At 38.4% G+C, this 16,591-nt stretch carries 14 protein-coding genes; 8 read left to right on the plus strand and 6 right to left on the minus strand.

Going from position 1 to position 16,591, the window contains the following annotated elements; genetic code table 11:
- Nucleotides 1-59 precede the first annotated feature (59 nt).
- The gene (locus IQ228_RS07235; protein ID WP_193962518.1) at nt 60-1,325 is read right to left on the minus strand and encodes a tetratricopeptide repeat protein; all 1,266 of its coding nucleotides are present in this window, start codon (nt 1,323-1,325) and stop codon (nt 60-62) included.
- 472 nt (nt 1,326-1,797) lie between these two features.
- Nucleotides 1,798-2,469, minus strand: coding sequence for a 2OG-Fe dioxygenase family protein (locus IQ228_RS07240; protein WP_193962519.1), 672 nt, complete (start codon nt 2,467-2,469; stop codon nt 1,798-1,800).
- Between the two features lie 408 nt (nt 2,470-2,877).
- On the opposite strand from IQ228_RS07240, the gene sfsA reads away from it, so the two are divergent.
- Nucleotides 2,878-3,603 carry a DNA/RNA nuclease SfsA gene (gene sfsA / locus IQ228_RS07245; RefSeq protein ID WP_193962520.1) on the plus strand — a complete coding sequence of 242 codons (726 nt, stop codon included), beginning with the start codon at nt 2,878-2,880 and terminating at the stop codon, nt 3,601-3,603.
- 225 nt (nt 3,604-3,828) lie between these two features.
- A complete protein-coding gene (locus IQ228_RS07250) occupies nt 3,829-4,182 on the plus strand; it encodes a type II toxin-antitoxin system HicB family antitoxin (protein WP_027404776.1) in 354 nt (117 codons plus the stop codon).
- A gap of 185 nt (nt 4,183-4,367) precedes the next feature.
- On the opposite strand, the gene IQ228_RS07255 is transcribed toward IQ228_RS07250, so the two are convergent.
- Nucleotides 4,368-5,345, minus strand: coding sequence for a carbohydrate kinase (locus IQ228_RS07255; protein WP_193962521.1), 978 nt, complete (start codon nt 5,343-5,345; stop codon nt 4,368-4,370).
- A gap of 259 nt (nt 5,346-5,604) precedes the next feature.
- On the opposite strand from IQ228_RS07255, the gene IQ228_RS07260 reads away from it, so the two are divergent.
- Together IQ228_RS07260 and IQ228_RS07265 are read left to right on the plus strand one after the other, a co-directional pair.
- Nucleotides 5,605-5,892: a LuxR C-terminal-related transcriptional regulator gene (locus tag IQ228_RS07260; RefSeq protein ID WP_027404774.1), complete on the plus strand. Its 288-nt coding sequence runs from the start codon at nt 5,605-5,607 to the stop codon at nt 5,890-5,892.
- A gap of 177 nt (nt 5,893-6,069) precedes the next feature.
- The gene (locus IQ228_RS07265; protein WP_027404773.1) at nt 6,070-6,516 is read left to right on the plus strand and encodes a DUF6636 domain-containing protein; all 447 of its coding nucleotides are present in this window, start codon (nt 6,070-6,072) and stop codon (nt 6,514-6,516) included.
- Between the two features lie 257 nt (nt 6,517-6,773).
- On the opposite strand, the gene thrC is transcribed toward IQ228_RS07265, so the two are convergent.
- Nucleotides 6,774-7,868, minus strand: a complete 1,095-nt coding sequence (thrC, locus tag IQ228_RS07270) for a threonine synthase (RefSeq protein WP_027404772.1) — start codon at nt 7,866-7,868, stop codon at nt 6,774-6,776.
- A 325-nt stretch (nt 7,869-8,193) separates the two neighbouring features.
- Between thrC and IQ228_RS07275 the strand changes: the two genes are divergently transcribed.
- Nucleotides 8,194-8,397 carry a hypothetical protein gene (locus IQ228_RS07275; RefSeq protein WP_080683959.1) on the plus strand — a complete coding sequence of 68 codons (204 nt, stop codon included), beginning with the start codon at nt 8,194-8,196 and terminating at the stop codon, nt 8,395-8,397.
- Between the two features lie 17 nt (nt 8,398-8,414).
- Here IQ228_RS07275 and IQ228_RS07280 read toward each other — a convergent pair whose 3' ends face one another.
- Nucleotides 8,415-10,766, minus strand: coding sequence for a hypothetical protein (locus IQ228_RS07280; protein ID WP_193962522.1), 2,352 nt, complete (start codon nt 10,764-10,766; stop codon nt 8,415-8,417).
- A 504-nt stretch (nt 10,767-11,270) separates the two neighbouring features.
- Nucleotides 11,271-12,368, minus strand: coding sequence for a hypothetical protein (locus IQ228_RS07285; RefSeq protein WP_027404769.1), 1,098 nt, complete (start codon nt 12,366-12,368; stop codon nt 11,271-11,273).
- 151 nt (nt 12,369-12,519) lie between these two features.
- Here IQ228_RS07285 and IQ228_RS07290 point away from each other — a divergent pair, with 151 nt between their 5' ends.
- The 3 genes from IQ228_RS07290 to IQ228_RS07300 all read left to right on the plus strand — a co-directional run bounded on the left by IQ228_RS07290 (nt 12,520) and on the right by IQ228_RS07300 (nt 16,554).
- Nucleotides 12,520-13,659 carry a glycosyltransferase family 4 protein gene (locus IQ228_RS07290; RefSeq protein WP_027404768.1) on the plus strand — a complete coding sequence of 380 codons (1,140 nt, stop codon included), beginning with the start codon at nt 12,520-12,522 and terminating at the stop codon, nt 13,657-13,659.
- A 550-nt stretch (nt 13,660-14,209) separates the two neighbouring features.
- Entirely contained in the window at nt 14,210-15,349 is a 1,140-nt protein-coding gene (locus tag IQ228_RS07295; RefSeq protein ID WP_193962523.1) for a glycosyltransferase, read from the plus strand.
- A complete protein-coding gene (locus IQ228_RS07300) occupies nt 15,346-16,554 on the plus strand; it encodes a glycosyltransferase family 4 protein (protein ID WP_027404766.1) in 1,209 nt (402 codons plus the stop codon). Before IQ228_RS07295 ends, IQ228_RS07300 begins: the two co-directional genes overlap by 4 nt.
- Nucleotides 16,555-16,591 lie beyond the last annotated feature (37 nt).

The raw sequence follows: 16,591 nt of genomic DNA on the forward strand, positions 1-16,591 counted from the left end.
ATCATAAACTGTACATACCCAAATTATTAGATAAATTGGGTATTTGGGTAGTATATTTTCTAATTGCGATCGCGCTCTAATTGATCAATGACTCTTTGTAAATACCAATCATCTGACATTCCCGGATAATGATATTCTTGTTGTTGAATCAAGCCTTTGGCGATTTCCCATTGTCCCCCCACTAACCGCAACAGTCGCTGACGTAAAACTTCATATTTTTGATTATTAATTACGGGCTGGGATGTTTGAATTTTTTGTAACCTATTTAATACCTGTTGATAATTTTCCCAGTCTTCTTGTTCACAATAAATACTCGCTGCTTTTTGATAATCGGCTACAGCATTTTGTATTTCTTCCAACAATGTATAGGCAAGACCACGATTATAGTAAGCTGGAGCGTAATCATGATTTATGTGCAGTGCTTGACTATAATCTTGAATTGCATTCAAACAATTACCCATTTCTCGATAAATATTACCTCTAGCAACATAAACTAAAGGATCTTCAGGCTGCATTTTTAAAGCTTGGTTTAAATCCGATAATGCACCCTGATAATCACCAATTTGGCAACGGGCTTTTCCTCGGTTACGATAAACAATGGCATCTTGAAAATCCAGTTTTAGTGCTTGATTAAAGTCAGTAATTGCTTCTCGATAATTACCAAGTTTACACTGAACTACGCCGCGACAGCAATAGGCTTGAGCATCTTTAGGATCAACTTTTAATACCCAGTTTAAATCAGCAATAGCTTCTCTAGTTTCTCCCTGTTCTGCCTTTGTTAATAATTGCTGAAAATATTGATTGGTAGAGGTAATAGATACAGTTACAGACTTATTTATTTGTTGTTCTGGTTTTTGAGGTGGTTGTAATTGTTTAATTTTTTGCAAACAACTTTGACATTTTTCCTTATCTTTTTGTTCTAGATATAATTCGGCTGCTTTCTTGAAATTAAAAATAGCATCTTGAATATGTCCCTGTTTACGTCGGACAATCCCCCGTAAATCATAAGCAGCAGCATCATCAGCATCCACCTTAATTGCCCTTTCTACATCCTCCAAAGCACCAGGAAGATTTTTTAATGCCAATCTAGCTAAAGCTCGAAAATAGAAAGCTTCTCGACTATATTCATCCAGCTTTATAGCTTCAGTATAATCATAAACAGCTTGCAGAATTGCCCCTGAATCATAATATGCTAAACCCCGTTGAATATATGCTTGACTAAACCCAGGATCTTGTTGGATAGCAGCGGTAAATTCTCCTATCGCACCAGCATAATCTTGATGTTTAGCCTTTTCTAATCCCCGGTTATAAAATTTTTCATTCATATTATTTATAGCAATTCCTAATTATATCAAGTATATCATAGCCCCCTCCTCGCTTGCGAGGAGGGGGTTGGGGGTGGGGTTCTTGTACCTCACTGAATTAAAAAACGCTATATTATTGATTGGTAACAAAATGTCATTTCATCTTTCTTAGTCTGATGAAGTACAAAATTATCTGCGTTTATCTGCGTCCATCTGCGTTTAATTATTTCTTATCCCGCTTTCCGCACTTCATTTTATAATACGCGAATATTTCCATAATTTTATTTTTTATCGTTTAATAAAACACATATTTTATCCATCATTTTAAATATTAATATTGAACAATTTAACCCTTGTTAGGAATAATTCTTGAAAAGATGGATACTACATTGTGAAGTGCGGAATATGGGTCTTATTATACCTCATTTGAGGGTTATTAGTTGGATGCAATACAATTTAGGGCGCAGACCCTGCGCCCCTACAGGTTTTGTGATTAAAAGTCAGACATGATACTAGGATAATTAATCACAAATACATCCCTACTTCCCAATCCGAGAACTTGGGGTTTTATCGGCGTAGTAAAATGAAAAAATTGATCTTCATTCACCAAAATTATTTCTCCAGGTTGCAAAACTTTGTTAAAAACTGGCTTTTCTTTTTTAGCAGCATATAAATGGGTTTCTCCACCTTGAATATTATCTCTTCCTGCGGAAAAAATGCCAATAAAATCACCACCATCTTTGTGAATGCCTTCAGGTGCAGGATTTCCTAAATTAGTTGGTGAACAGGTAGTTCTAATTTGATGAACATCAACTTCTGCCGGCGAATACAGTTTACAAGAATCACAAAATGCCAAAACCAGTTTCTTGAAAATATCTAATTCTATTAGTGCATCATCTAATTCTGCAAACTCCCTTTTTACTCCTCCCAATAAAGGATTATATTCTCTACTTTGTAATAGATATCCATGAGGCAATTTAACCAATTTATCTCCAGAAACTTTAAATCTGGATAACCTGCGGGAACGGTATTCACCCTTAACATAGGGGTCAATTGGTAAATTCTCAAAAAATGGTCGAAAACCTGATGTATTAATCGAGTTTACTTTTCTCAGAGTGAACAGAAAAGCATATTCTAATTCTGTATAGAGTGAGACTTTTTGCATAGGATATTTTTCCTTGCATTGGTAAATGCTACCATATTTATCTAAATGGTAAGCTGTAATATCTATAGCAATCCTAAATGAAATGTGAACATCTCTTATTTCCCCACCTCTGTGTCCTCTGTGTCCTCTGTGTCCTCTGTGGTTCGTTAAAAAAACTAGTTCATAACTCAAATAGGATTACTACATTATATTTAATTTCTCTAAAAATATTGTAAATTTGACTACAAAAGTTACTCATTTATGATGCAAATTAGACTTTTTCGATAAGAATTTAGGTAAAGTGATAATATCCCCGACTTCTGACATCAATTTATGGTTTGCGGACACAATAAACAAAAGAAGTCGGGGATCTGTTCATGGTATTTTCATTGAGTTACTATAAATCAATGCTCTACCTATTTATGACTAATGATTGATTGGCTCTATAACTACCCCACACTCTATCCTGGTATTTTACTCAAACGCTACAAGCGGTTTTTTGCTGACGTTCAACTAGATTCTGGAGAGGTAGTAACAGCACATTGTCCAAATACGGGGCCAATGACGGGAGTTTCTACCATTGGTAGTGCTGTGCAAATTTCTAAAAGCGATAATCCTAACCGCAAGTTAGCTTATACATTAGAGTTAATTCAAGTTAATGATAATCAAACAGCTTGGGTGGGTATAAATACGGCTTTACCGAATCGGGTAATTAAATTAGCTTTAGAAAAACGTTTATTTCCAGAGTTGGGTGAATATGAACAGGTGAAAGGTGAAGTTGTTTATGGAAAAGATCGCAAAAGTCGGATAGATTTTTATTTGACGGGTAGCGCTGAAGAACGCCCAATTTATTTAGAAGTAAAAAATACAACTTGGTGTCAGGGAACTTTAGCCTTATTTCCCGATACAGAAACCACCAGAGGACAAAAGCATTTACGGGAATTAATGGAAGTTTTACCCGCCAGTCGGTCGGTAATGCTGTATTTTATTAATCGAGGTGATTGTGTAGAGTTTGCACCTGGAGATACAACAGATCCCGTATATGGTCAGTTGTTGCGAGAAGCGATTAAACTGGGTTTAGAAGTTTTACCATGTCGCTTTGATATATCTCCTGAAGGTATTCGTTATTTAGGTTTAGCAAAACTGAAAATTTAACAGAAACGTTGATGAGATAATATTAATGTCACTAAAATATTCTCAAAGGATAAGTAGGTGGACGTGAAATAACCAAAATGTGTAACGATATGTAAATTCACCTCGATGGGTTATTGTCGTTGATTTTTAGCCATTTCAAAAAACGAAATATATTTTGATTTTCCTCCGCCCACCTACTTATCAAATTGAACAGATTATCGAGATTCTCCAAAGGGAAGAATTGCTATGAATGACATGATGCAATATAAGGATTATTTTGGCTCTATTCACTATAGCGATGCAGATAAAATCCTCTATGGACAGGTGGAATATCTTCGCAGTTTAATTAGTTTTGAGGGGGAAGATGTAACTAGTCTGAGGGCTAGTTTTGAGGAAGCAATTGATGATTATTTGGCTCTATGTGAAGAAAGAGGGATTGAACCAGAGAAGCCGTTTAAGGGGAGTTTTAATGTGCGTGTAGGTAGCCAACTTCATCGCCAAGCGGTGTTATTTGCTCAACAGCGGGGGGTGAATCTCAATAAGCTGGTAACGGATGCACTGGAACGTTATCTGAAGGGGGAATCGCTGGAAAATGCTTGAAAAATGCCAAATGGTATCAGGAATATCAGCTAATATACTCAACACAGGCTTATACATTTGATCTGTGGGTAAGGGTTTAGCAGTGCTAAACCCCTACAAATCGAGGTTTTTCGTAATTTCGTAAAAGTCCATGTCCCAACCGTGTTTAGTATAGTCACTGATATTCCCGTAAAATATGCTATTGGTTAAAGTTGATGGGAAGCGAGAAAAGCATCAACTTCTGCCGCAGTTGGTTGGGAAGCGATCGCACCTGGTTTAATAGTGGTTAATGCTCCCACAGCACTGGCATAGGTGACAATCCTTTTGGCTGTATCTGCATCTTTGAGGCTGTGAATCCCCACTTGTTGCAATTGATGGATAAACCCAGCCAAGAAACTATCTCCAGCACCAGTTGTATCTACGACAGACATGGAAAACGCCGGCATTTTACCTTCATTTTCCCCTAAACAATAGGCACAACCATGTTCACCGTCTGTCACCAAAACCCCTTCCAAAGAATTGAGCCTATAAGTAATTGCCCCTGGGTCTGTAGTGTTAAATAACCATTGTGCTTCTTCTTTGGTTAATTTGAGAAAATCAAATCGCTTTAGCAATGACAGGATTTTGGTTTTAGCTGTATTTTCATCTTGCCAAAATACTGGTCGCCAATTGACATCGAGAATGATTTTGAGGTCATATTGTTCTGCTAACTCCAAAGCTCGCAAAACCGCTTTTTCACTTTCAGGATAGGCTAGTTCTAAAGTTCCCACCACCAAAAAGTCAGCTTCATTAAAGAGCGCAGTTGGTAACTTTGCTGCTTCTAGGCGGGTATCAGCAAATTCTGAGGTATCATATTTACCAAAACCAGCAAAAGTGCGATCGCCTGCCAAATCCCTAACCACATATACTTGTCTCGTTGGTGCTGTAGAATGACGTTGCACACCAGTTGTATCTACACCAACATCTTCTAATAATTTTATCAGTGTACTCCCGGCTTCGTCCTCACCCACAGCACCGATAAAACCGGCTGAAGTTCCCAACTTTACCAAAGCACAAGCTACATTCGCCGGCGCACCTCCAGGATAGGGAGTCCATGATTTCACTTCTTCTAGCTTAAGTCCCAATTGATCAGCTAAACAGTCAAGTAAGACTTCACCAAGACATAAAATAGAGGGATTACTCATTTCATTTTTGATTTTCGATGGGGCATAATCTAAATCTAGTTTGACACTATCGCAGTATGCACTTGAATAAAGCTTTTTTATTGATCCTAGTTAAAATTAATACCTATTATTTGTAACAAGTAGGACTACAAACCTAAAATTAAAAGAAAATCTTGACATTAGTATTATTAGCAACATTTAAAACTATCTACCTCGGAAAGAATCTTCTAGAATGAGGAGTAAGATTTGAGTACATATACCAAGGGAGGAATAATAAGTCATGGCTACTAGTGAGTCTGGGACCCGTGTTAGTCTGTCAGACAGAGAACTGCAAATTATAGACTTAGTGGCTACCGGCTTAACTAACCAAGAAATTGCAGTCAAACTGGAAATTAGTAAACGCACAGTCGATAACCACATTAGCAACATTCTCACCAAGACGAAAACTGATAACCGTGTGGCTTTGGTACGTTGGGCTTTACAATGGGGTAAAGTTTGTTTGAATGATGTTAATTGCTGTCCTCTTTCTCTCCGGAATGATGAAAGTATCTCTGAGTCAAGAAGCTGATTAATCTAGCTTTTTTGCTATTTTATAGATTACTGATTGAGAGTGGAGTAGTTGATTTACGCTGTTGTGTACTACTTTGCATATTGAAAAAGCAAGGTTAAAGCACAGGTATCTAAAGGCGTAAATCAATTATCCCACAAATATGCTTTTAATGATCGTTGCAGGTAATATCACATTATGTACAAACAATTGCTCAAACCAATCATCTTTGTTATTACCAGCATGGTGACAATATTGCCACAGGTCAGTATTGCTGCACCAAAGGGTTTTCAATCCCCTAGTGGTAATATGTTTTGTGAGCTAATGCCAGGAGAAATCAACAGTTTAAGATGTGAAATCAATTCTTCACTGAAACCCAAACCGCCTCAACCTTATCCTGGATATTGCGGGTTTGATTGGGGAAGGGGTTTTTTGTTACCTGCTGATGCTAGACCAGAAATTTTGTGTATTAGTGATACTGTCGCTGATAAGAATAAAACTGTTTTAGCTTATGGACAGACTTGGAACAATGGCGGTTTTAAGTGTGTTTCCCAAAAAACTGGTTTAACTTGTACTAATCAAAATGGCATTGGCTTTTTTCTCAGTCGGGAAAAATGGCGTGTCTTCGGACTTTCTCAATCTTAGTTAAGCCAGCCAGCCAGGGAATGAATTCTAGAAGGCTCTGCCTTCAATAATATTAGAGGCAGAGCCTCATCAACTGCATTCCTAGTCAGAGACTAGGAACGAGATGTGGTAGGGATTTGAGCTTAAGTTGACACCGATGAAGCTCTTACTTTACCCCTACGTTTAGAATCAAACAATCAAGCCGTTTTGAGTATAAAGGGGTTAAAATAGAGGAAAGGGCGATCGCCTACAATCACCCTTTATATAGGACTGGCTACCTATTCAAATCCCATCGCCGCCGCCACAGCCTTAATATCAGCATCAATGCCCTGTTTGAATTGAGCATGACTGTGTTTAATAGCCGTATCTGGATCTTTTAACCCATTACCAGTTAAGACACAAACAACCGTTGCACCACTAGGAACTTCGTCTTTTACTTGTAACAAACCAGCCACAGAAGCCGCACTAGCCGGTTCACAGAAAATCCCTTCCGATGATGCTAAAAGTCGGTAAGCGTCGAGAATTTCCTCATCAGTCACAGACCGGAATCTTCCTTGACTGGCCGTTTGCGCTGCAATGGCTTTATCCCAACTGGCGGGATTCCCAATTCTAATGGCCGTGGCTATGGTTTCAGGATGTTCCACCCGTTGACCATTCACCAAAGGTGCAGCCCCAGCGGCTTGAAAACCCATCATTTTCGGTAGGCGATCGCATTTACCATCTTGATGATATTGACAAAAACCCATCCAATATGCTGTGATATTTCCCGCATTGCCCACCGGAATACATAACCAATCGGGAGCATCACCCAAAGCATCAACAACCTCAAAAGCTCCGGTTTTTTGTCCTTCTAAGCGGTAGGGGTTGACAGAATTTACCAAAGTAATGGGATAACTATCTGCCACTTCCCGGACAATTTCCAGAGCGCGGTCAAAATTGCCTTTAATAGCTAACACCTCTGCGCCATAAAGTAGCGCCTGTGCCAACTTACCTAAAGCCACATAGCCATCGGGAATCAGCACAAAAGGTTTCATTCCTCCCCGTCTAGCATAGGCAGCGGCAGCGGCGGAAGTATTACCAGTGCTGGCACAAATCACAGCCTTAGCACCTGCTTCTGCTGCTTTAGAAATTGCCATTGTCATCCCCCGGTCTTTGAAGCTACCTGTGGGATTAAGTCCATCATATTTAACATACACCTTCACCTGTCTGCCAATACGTTCGGCGATCGCTGGCGCGGGAATCAAAGGTGTGTTACCTTCCAGCAAAGTCACCACAGGGGTTTTTTCACTGACAGGCAAGTATTGACGATAGGCTTCTATCAGCCCTGGCCACGGTTGGCAATGAGATTTAGCAGCAGACAGGCTCAAAGTCACAGGATTAAAAATTTCTTAATTAAGGATTTACGATTGGGAATGCTTTTGGATAAGTATCCCACTTTTCAAGTCTATATTTTACAGCGATTTCCAATTATATGATTTACATCTTAGCCCCCTCATCGCCAGCTATGAGGGTATGGGGTTCTTGTACCTCATAATACCCAGAAGTGCTGTATTTGGGGAACACTGTTATAATTATCCGAGTCTTCTGTCACTACATTTGTGACCTACTTAGAGGGTATGATAAAAACTATATAATATCTTAACAAGGATTAAGATAAGTATATTATACTATTCCTAAATGGTGTGAGTTAAATTTCTAATGCCAACAACTATGTCTACTATGTCATCCAGTGTTTCCGAATGTGAATCCCACGCTAACTTAGTCGAGAAGTTAACGAAGGCCTACTATCAAGGCGATCAGCAAGTTAAGTTTATTAACTTACAAGCAGAGGTAGATTCCCTTTTAGAGCAATTGCAAAATCTCAAAAGCGAACAAATCGAAGCTCCTAGCGACGAAGCATAAGTTACCACCTGTGGTAACTACTCAAATCGCTGATTAGTTTGTGACCAACGTTCCAAACTATATCCCTGCCTATTTTCTACCAGTAACGCTAGAGATTGATCATCGGTAAGTTGAGCGATCGCTATTAGCGTTTGCTGGTTTGTACGGGCAAAATCGCTATAAATGACATTACTATCTGCCGAAAAGATGAGAGTGCGGGGACGTTTTTGATTATCTGTCGGTTTTGAAGTATTACCATCGAAGTGATTTAAAGAGGCTATAGCAGGATCAGAAATAGTTAGCACAATCTCCTGATGTTGATCATTCGTCAAATCAGCTAATTGAACTGGCCAATCAGCCATTTTCTCGCGCATTTCCTGAAAATCAGGAATCACACCAGCAGTTAAATCACCCGACTGTTGTAATTTTTGCCATAGAACTGGCAGCATGGACTCCACTAACTTAGGTTGTTGTTGATATAAGTCCTTCACAGTTACCGGAGACGGTTCTACCCATGTTAGCGCATCCACAGTCAGAGCTAAAGGTCGAGGCTGGAAAGAATTAACCTTGCGTTCAGGCAAGGCAGAACCCAACATTAACAACCGTAAACTCTGTCCCCTCACTTGTACAGCCTGAATAGTAGTTTTAGTGACCTCCTGTTCTCCATTAGGTTTCCAGACAATAACCTGCATACTGGGGTCAGAACTAATCCCCAGAAGTTTGCGCCAAAATTTTCGAGGTTGATTTTGCAGTTGGTCAAAATTAGCAAACGGATAACTTAACCAACTCATACCATCATGAAAGGCACTAACTTCCACCTGATACCAAACTTGATTATTAGTAATTTTCAAATCAGTTTGCAGAGATATTGGCAACCAATCCCCCTCATTAATGCGACTAACTTGTTTTACAGTGCCAATAATTCGACTTTTATAGGCATTAATTTTATCATCATCAACTTGAGTTAAAATACCTTGAATATAGTTAAGTGTTTCCGCATTAATATTCGGTTGTGCTTGCAACCAAGCATTAGCTCTTTCTTCCCCCCGTTGCACCTTAAAAATTAACGCTACCCAAGCTAAAACCGCGCGACGATTAGGATTAAGTCGCAACGCTACCGCAGCCCGATTCCAAATTCTCCCCTTATCAGTTTGTAATAAATTAGTAATTTCTTGACCATTATCAGGTGAATTTTCCAATACCTGCAAAGCCTTTTCCCAACGACCATCAATAATATCTGCTGTAACTTGTTGGTGAGGACTTGCCCAATTTTTCTCAGCCTGCATTCTTGTAAATTCCGAATGTAAGCGGATGACATCTATTTGCGCCCGTGCTGCCGCTGAAAAAGGCTGTTTACGCTGTTTTTCTAAAGATTTCAACCATGTAAAAGCAGGAGTCCAAAGTCCATTTCTGGCTAATAACAGAGACTGTTGAAAAGCAAATTCATTAACGGCAGGTTTTTGGAAATTAATTGCTTCCAGATAAATAGAATTAGCCACTAACTGACTCGGTTTAACTTGATAAACTTGCAAATTTGGTTCTATATTTACCGTTTGATCAATAATTAAATCTTTTGAATCATTACCCGTTATCTGTTGCCATTTAGGTAACTGCCCATTGCGGGTTTTCCAAGATAACATTTTTTGTAAGCTTTTGAGAGTAGGATTGTAATAGACAACTTGACCATAGGTAATATTATTATCGTTATTTTTGTATTCACCCCGCAAATAAAACCAAGATCCTGGAAACAGGTGAGGATCTGTAAAAGCTTTCACCTTAGTTAGAGGTAAATATATTTTTGTTTCTTGATTGTCTGATTCAGAAATAACCACACCTGAAGAGGATTCTATAAAACCTTTCGATAGACCAATAACAGGTAATTTAGTAATTAAATAGTAGTATTTTTTTGACTGAAATTTATATTCCAAATCCTGGGAAAGTTTATAGATCCTCAGTTCTACCAATTCTTGACAATTAGACTGACAATGCTGGCGTTTTTGGAAAATTGGTAATAAAAAAGATTCCTCTGACTTGCCATCTAAAGGCATGATTTCGCCAGATAGACGTTGTTTTTGACTTAAACCGAGTTCAATAGCTGTAACTGTTTCCGGTAATTCTCCTTTACCTGTAGATATTTTTGCCAATTTTGGTAAAAAATCATTCACCCAGCTAACCTGGGCAGGATTTAAAATAAATAGCACACTCATCCAACCAACACCAATAATTATACCAGCACTGCTTAACAACAGACTCAGCGCCAACGTAGACGATAACCAACTACGCCGTTGATAACGTTTGGGTAGTTTTTTAACATTCTTCTTTGTTACACTTTGAGGAGGCTGATTCAGTCCAGCAGCTTTTGGTATGCGTTTGCGGGGTTTATTGATCATCTGATGATTACTAGTACATCACGGCGTAAGTGAACTAACCATTTTAATGAGATACGTAATAAAACCGGGAGTGAAGGAAGAACCATCTTTATAACCGTTAATTTTCTCGAAAATCAATCCCAGTACAAACGCATTAATTAACCTTTTAAGTAATTGGACAAAAATATTTACAGTCATTGCGAGGGAAGGGAAGCAATCACAACCCTTGGAATTGCTTCATTTCACTTCGTTCCATATGGCTAACGCTACGTAAAGCTTATGCAATGACATTGTGTAATTAATTCTGTCTCACTACTTATTCTCTCTTCTGTTAAACTGGGAATCAAAAAAATAATTTCCTAATTTTCAAATGCATATACCTTAAAGGTTTGAACCGTTTATTACTAACAAAATATGGCGAATATTTTGAAAGATTAATAAATCACCAAAAGCATTGATAAATAAGGGTTTCAGGTTTTTATTTGGCGAGAATGGCAGAAGAGGGATAGCTGAATGCTTACAGAGTCACTCACTGCATAAACGGTTGATGGATAAATAACTTGCAAAAATACTGGCTTGGACAGATAATTGATGTTGTTGATACCAGGTGAGAGCATTATCTGCAACTACCTGTCCTTCTAATAAATTCAGCGTGTGATCATTTCTGTCTGCTAACCAGTAATGTTTCCCAGCCTGTAAACCATCTCCATCTTTACCTTTATACCATACACCGATAGGTAATAATCGGTGAGAACAATAGGCAGCAAAAATTGTTGATTTGCTCAAGTATTCAGTAGGATAATTGAAAAAACCAACTAAGGAACTAGATAATATATTACTAATTTCTTGACTAGATTTAATTCCCAAACAGGTAACAGGAATTCCATTAATAGGCTGAATTTCAAACTTGAGAGGAGAACCAATGTCCAAAATTTCCTCAATTTCCAATTCTTGACAGGTCCTCTGTAACGCTAATAGAGATTGCTGATAAACACGAGAACGTGGGAGAGTACCACCAAATATTACCAAACGCCGCTGTCGTTCTGACAAAGGGGTGAGATTTTTTGGTTCACCGACATTAGAAAACACTGGTAAAGTGGGAATATCCGAATGTTTTCCTTGACTAAATTTTCGGATAATATCAGCATATCCTTCTTTGCTGGTGATACAGCGATCGCTCAATTTAATCAACCGAGTCGCTAAGTTTCTTTGGAGTGGCGATGTCCAAAACTGGCTATTCCAAATTGGACCAAAAGCATAGATTTCATGAAACATTGTCACCAAACGGCGTTTATTTCCCTCTTTTCGCCACCTTTCTAAAGCTTCTACTAACCAAATCGGACAGCCTCTCCTGGCATAACCATAGCCCACATAATGCAGTAACACTGTTGTCCTTGATTTTTCTGCACTGAGTAAATTTAACAAATTCTGGCTAGATTGTTGCTGAATTTGCCCAACTGTAAACCCATCTAAAATAGTTTCTCCAGACCAATTAGGATCACCAATCACAAAATTTGTAATTACGCCAAAATCCTGACACATTTGTTGAGCTAACTTTAACCCATAATCTCCTACTCCATCAACGGCAGGGGGTAAACGAGGAACAATAGCCGTAATTTCCATAAGTTTGGTAATGTTAATTTTTACATCAAATTTATACTATTTACCAGGATAAAATTATGAAAATCAATTATCCTAGTGTTTCGATACTGATAATGATATTCAAATAAAAAATACCGTCAATTTCTTCACCTAAGTGTAAAAGTTAATATATATGCCTAAAACTCGAAAACTTCTCTCTATTGGTCACTCCTATGTAGTCAGTCTGAATCGGCGATTAGTCAATGAAATAGCCCGTCTAGGACAAGGCGAATGGGAAGTAACAGCCGTTGCTCCTGCCTTTATGTACGGAGATCTACGACCTATATCCCTAGAAACTGATCTTAATGAAATCTGTCGGCTTGAAGCAGTACCTGTATATAATAGCAAAATTCACATCATGACCTATGGTTGGCGACTGCGGGAAATTATGCAGCAAAACTGGGATTTAGTGCATTGTTGGGAAGAGCCTTACATATTTGCCGGTGGACAGGTTGCTTGGTGGAAGACAGAAAAAACTCCATTAGTTTACTCAACATTTCAAAATAAGTCTAAGCAATACCCACCTCCATTTAACTGGATTGAGCAATATGCCATGAGTCATTCTACAGGATGGATTGCCTTTGGAGAAAGGGTTGCCGAAACTTTAATATCTCGTCAAGGCTATTCACGTCCTATGCGAGTTATTACCCCTGGTGTGGATATCAATCATTTCTACCCATCTGTTGATGCAAAACATCAAATTCTTCGTCTTCTTGAGTGGGAAGAAGAAGGAACACCTATTATTGGCTATTTAGGTCGCTTTGTTCCCGAAAAAGGATTAGACTTACTCATGAAGGTTTTAGATAGCTTGGAAACTCCTTGGCGAGCTTTATTTGTGGGTGGTGGAGTTATGGAATCATCATTAAGAACTTGGTCGGAGCGTTATCCTAACAAAGTAAGAATTTGTACAGACATTAAACATAATAAAGTTTCCCAATACATCAATGCCATGGATATGCTTGTCGCTCCCAGTCAAACTGTGTCTAACTGGGAAGAACAATTTGGAAGGATGCTAATTGAGGCTTTTGCTTGTGGTATTCCTGTTATTGGTAGTGACAGCGGTGAAATTCCTTATGTCATTGATGATGCAGGTTTGGTAGTTGGTGAAAAAGATCAACTTGGTTGGGTTAAAGCTGTTTCTGATTTGCTTAATAGTCCATCTCAACGTCAAGAACTAGGACAGAAGGGTTTAGAAAGAGCGCATAAATTGTACACTTGGCCTTCCGTTGCTAAACAACATTTAGAATTTTTCACAGAACTTTTGAAGAATTGAATTTGGGTACCGGTTTTTGGCAAATTATCGCTGTTTTTATCCCATTAGTAAATTTATCAACAATTGACCAATCTTGAGGAATTGCGATAAACCATCAATTTAGGTTGTTTTAACCAGAATAAAAGACTTTTTAGTGATATTAACAACATTTATTTTGAATCTTGTTTGCGAAACATTTTTTGTAGTTTACACCCTGTAAAGGTAAAATTAAATACATTCCAAATAAAATCTTTTCAAATATTAATATCCGAATTAAACAACTAAGATAAGTAGGTGAACACAATAAAACCAAACTGTGTAAAGAAGCGTAAAATCGCCCAAACCCTCTTCACTCTTGCCTTGCCATAACGACAATTTTCAACGCTAACCTACTTAGTTTAGTTTACTAAGGGATCACCAAAAAATAAATTACCCAATTTTGTGGGATGGGCATCCTGCCTGTCCTTGGTAATTAGCGGGCAAGATGCCCGCACCACAAGAAACTTTTGGGGATTTTTTTAATTGGAAGTCCCTAACTTCTGAAGCACTCAAGAAAATTAAAATTAACAATATGTCTCAAATGCGTCTTGCCATTATCTGCGATTACGTGGAAGAAAGCTGGCATAGTATGGATTTATGCGCTCAGATGCTAATCAACAACCTGCAAGCTGAATATACCACATCTATTCAATCTATAGAGGTGCTGCCAAAATTTAACAGCCGGTTTCAACAAATTCCTCGACTCGGTAAAAAGCAACTTGCTTATAATGCAGATCGCTTACTTAACCGCTTTTGGGACTATCCCCAGTATCTCAAAAACAGGGTGAAAGAGTTTGATTTTTATCACATTTCTGACCACTCCTACGCCCATTTAGCCCATGTTTTACCACCAGAACGGACGGGAGTATATTGTCACGATCTTGATGCCTTTCGCTCTCTTCTAGAACCAGAAAAAGAGCCTCGTCCAGGCTGGTATCAAGCCATGTCTCGGAGAATTTTACACGGTTTGCAATCATGCAGCCTGGTATTTTATTCTACCGCAGAAGTCAGAAAACAAATTGAGCATTACCAACTGGTAGAACCATCGCGCTTAGTCCATGCTCCCTATGGTATCGCCTCAGAGTTTAGTATAAATTCTGAATCGGATATATTATCACCGCAGATACCTAAACAGCCTTTTCTACTTCACGTTGGTAGCTGTATTCCTCGCAAACGGATAGATATTTTATTAGAAGTATTTGCACGAGTCCGCAGTATTCATCCAGATTTACAACTTGTTAAAGTGAGCGGTGAGTGGACACCAAACCAACAACAGCAAATTACGCAGTTAAATATAGGTGATGCAATTATTCATCTTCAAAATTTGCCACGTCCAACTATTGCTACTCTTTACCAACAAGCATCAGCCGTGTTATTAACCAGTGAAGCCGAGGGTTTTGGATTACCTGTGATTGAAGCTTTAGCTTGTGGAGGTATAGTAATTGCTAGTGATATTCCTGTATTGCGGGAAGTAGGTGGAGAAGTTGTTATGTATTGTCCAGTTACAGATATATCAGCTTGGGTGCAAACAATAGAACAAGTGTTAGCAAATCCAAATTGCACTCCTACTATTAATTCGCGTCTAACTCAAGCACAGAAATATTCTTGGTCTAATCATGCTCAAATTATTGGCAAATCTTATTTAAAATTAGTGGGTATTGAAAATATATGAAAATTGTATTTGTCAACCCTGTAGGAGTAATTGGTGGTGCAGAGAGAGTTTTATTAACTATCATAGCTGCACTTTTGAATACAAAGCCAAATATCCAACTGTTCCTCATTGTTGGAACTGATGGACCATTGATAGAAGAAGCAGAAAAATTGGGTGTACAAGTAAAATTAGTCAAATTACCAGAAGAATTGAACCAACTGGGTGACAGTGCTTTTAAAGGTAGTAATCGGGCTGTAATGGGATTAATATTATTATTCAGACTAGTCAAAATTTTACCAAACATTGGCCAATATTTGCGAGAATTTCAGCGATCGCTCCAACAACTCCAACCAGACTTAATTCACTCCAACGGGATTAAAACTCATTTACTCATAGCATTGGCTGGAATCAAGGATATACCAATTATTTGGCATATCCATGATTTTTATAGTTCACGTCCATTCATGGCACGGGTTTTAAAACAGGTCAGCTATGGGGCTAAACTAGGAATTGCTATTTCTGAAGCTGTAGCTAAAGATGCGAAAACTACCCTACCTAAATTACCAATAGAACTAATTTACAATGCCGTTGATATTAATTATTTCTCTCCCATACCTTCACCCCGCCATACCTTCTTAAAAATAGGATTAGTTGCAACTTTTGCCCGTTGGAAAGGTCATGATATTTTCTTAGCAGCAGCAGCAGAAATTATCAAAACCTACCCTAATTTAAATGTGCGTTTTTGTATAGTTGGTGGAGCAATTTATAAAACTCGCGGTTCTCAATTTTCTGAACAGGAATTAAAAGACAAAGCCGCACATTTAGAGATTGCAGACAAAGTTGATTTTCTCGGTTTTCAGCAAGATATTGCTCAAGTCTATCGTGATTTGGATATCGTTATTCATGCCAGTACCCAACCAGAACCCTTTGGTTTAGCAATAGTAGAAGCAATGGCTTGTGGTAAACCAGTGATAGTATCTCAAGCTGGTGGTGCGGCTGAGTTATTCACTCATAATTATGATGCGGTGGGTGTACCACCAGGAGAACCAAAAGCCCTAGCAGCAGCAATTATAGATTTACTTGAAAATCCTGAAAAGCGCCAATTTCTGTCAGCAAATGCGAGGAAAACAGCTACAAATAATTTTAGTCACCAACGTTATGGTGAACAAATTATCACAATTTATCAGCAGGTTAAGTGGTCAGACAAAATTAAATTCACTCGTTGAGAAAGAGGGCAGGGGGCAGGGGGCCTGTCTCTTATAA

Origin of the sequence: Dolichospermum sp. LEGE 00246, from assembly GCF_015207865.1 — a bacterium.
Classification (GTDB): Bacteria; Cyanobacteriota; Cyanobacteriia; order Cyanobacteriales; family Nostocaceae; genus Dolichospermum; species Dolichospermum heterosporum.

Coding starts and splice junctions, on each gene's coding strand:
- IQ228_RS07235 (WP_193962518.1), bottom strand. CDS start 1,325: ATGAATGAAAAATTTTATAACCGGGGATTAGAAAAGGCTAAACATCAA.
- IQ228_RS07240 (WP_193962519.1), bottom strand. CDS start 2,469: ATGCAAAAAGTCTCACTCTATACAGAATTAGAATATGCTTTTCTGTTC.
- sfsA (WP_193962520.1), top strand. CDS start 2,878: ATGATTGATTGGCTCTATAACTACCCCACACTCTATCCTGGTATTTTA.
- IQ228_RS07250 (WP_027404776.1), top strand. CDS start 3,829: ATGAATGACATGATGCAATATAAGGATTATTTTGGCTCTATTCACTAT.
- IQ228_RS07255 (WP_193962521.1), bottom strand. CDS start 5,345: ATGAGTAATCCCTCTATTTTATGTCTTGGTGAAGTCTTACTTGACTGT.
- IQ228_RS07260 (WP_027404774.1), top strand. CDS start 5,605: ATGGCTACTAGTGAGTCTGGGACCCGTGTTAGTCTGTCAGACAGAGAA.
- IQ228_RS07265 (WP_027404773.1), top strand. CDS start 6,070: ATGTACAAACAATTGCTCAAACCAATCATCTTTGTTATTACCAGCATG.
- IQ228_RS07275 (WP_080683959.1), top strand. CDS start 8,194: ATGCCAACAACTATGTCTACTATGTCATCCAGTGTTTCCGAATGTGAA.
- IQ228_RS07280 (WP_193962522.1), bottom strand. CDS start 10,766: ATGATCAATAAACCCCGCAAACGCATACCAAAAGCTGCTGGACTGAAT.
- IQ228_RS07285 (WP_027404769.1), bottom strand. CDS start 12,368: ATGGAAATTACGGCTATTGTTCCTCGTTTACCCCCTGCCGTTGATGGA.
- IQ228_RS07290 (WP_027404768.1), top strand. CDS start 12,520: ATGCCTAAAACTCGAAAACTTCTCTCTATTGGTCACTCCTATGTAGTC.
- IQ228_RS07295 (WP_193962523.1), top strand. CDS start 14,210: ATGTCTCAAATGCGTCTTGCCATTATCTGCGATTACGTGGAAGAAAGC.
- IQ228_RS07300 (WP_027404766.1), top strand. CDS start 15,346: ATGAAAATTGTATTTGTCAACCCTGTAGGAGTAATTGGTGGTGCAGAG.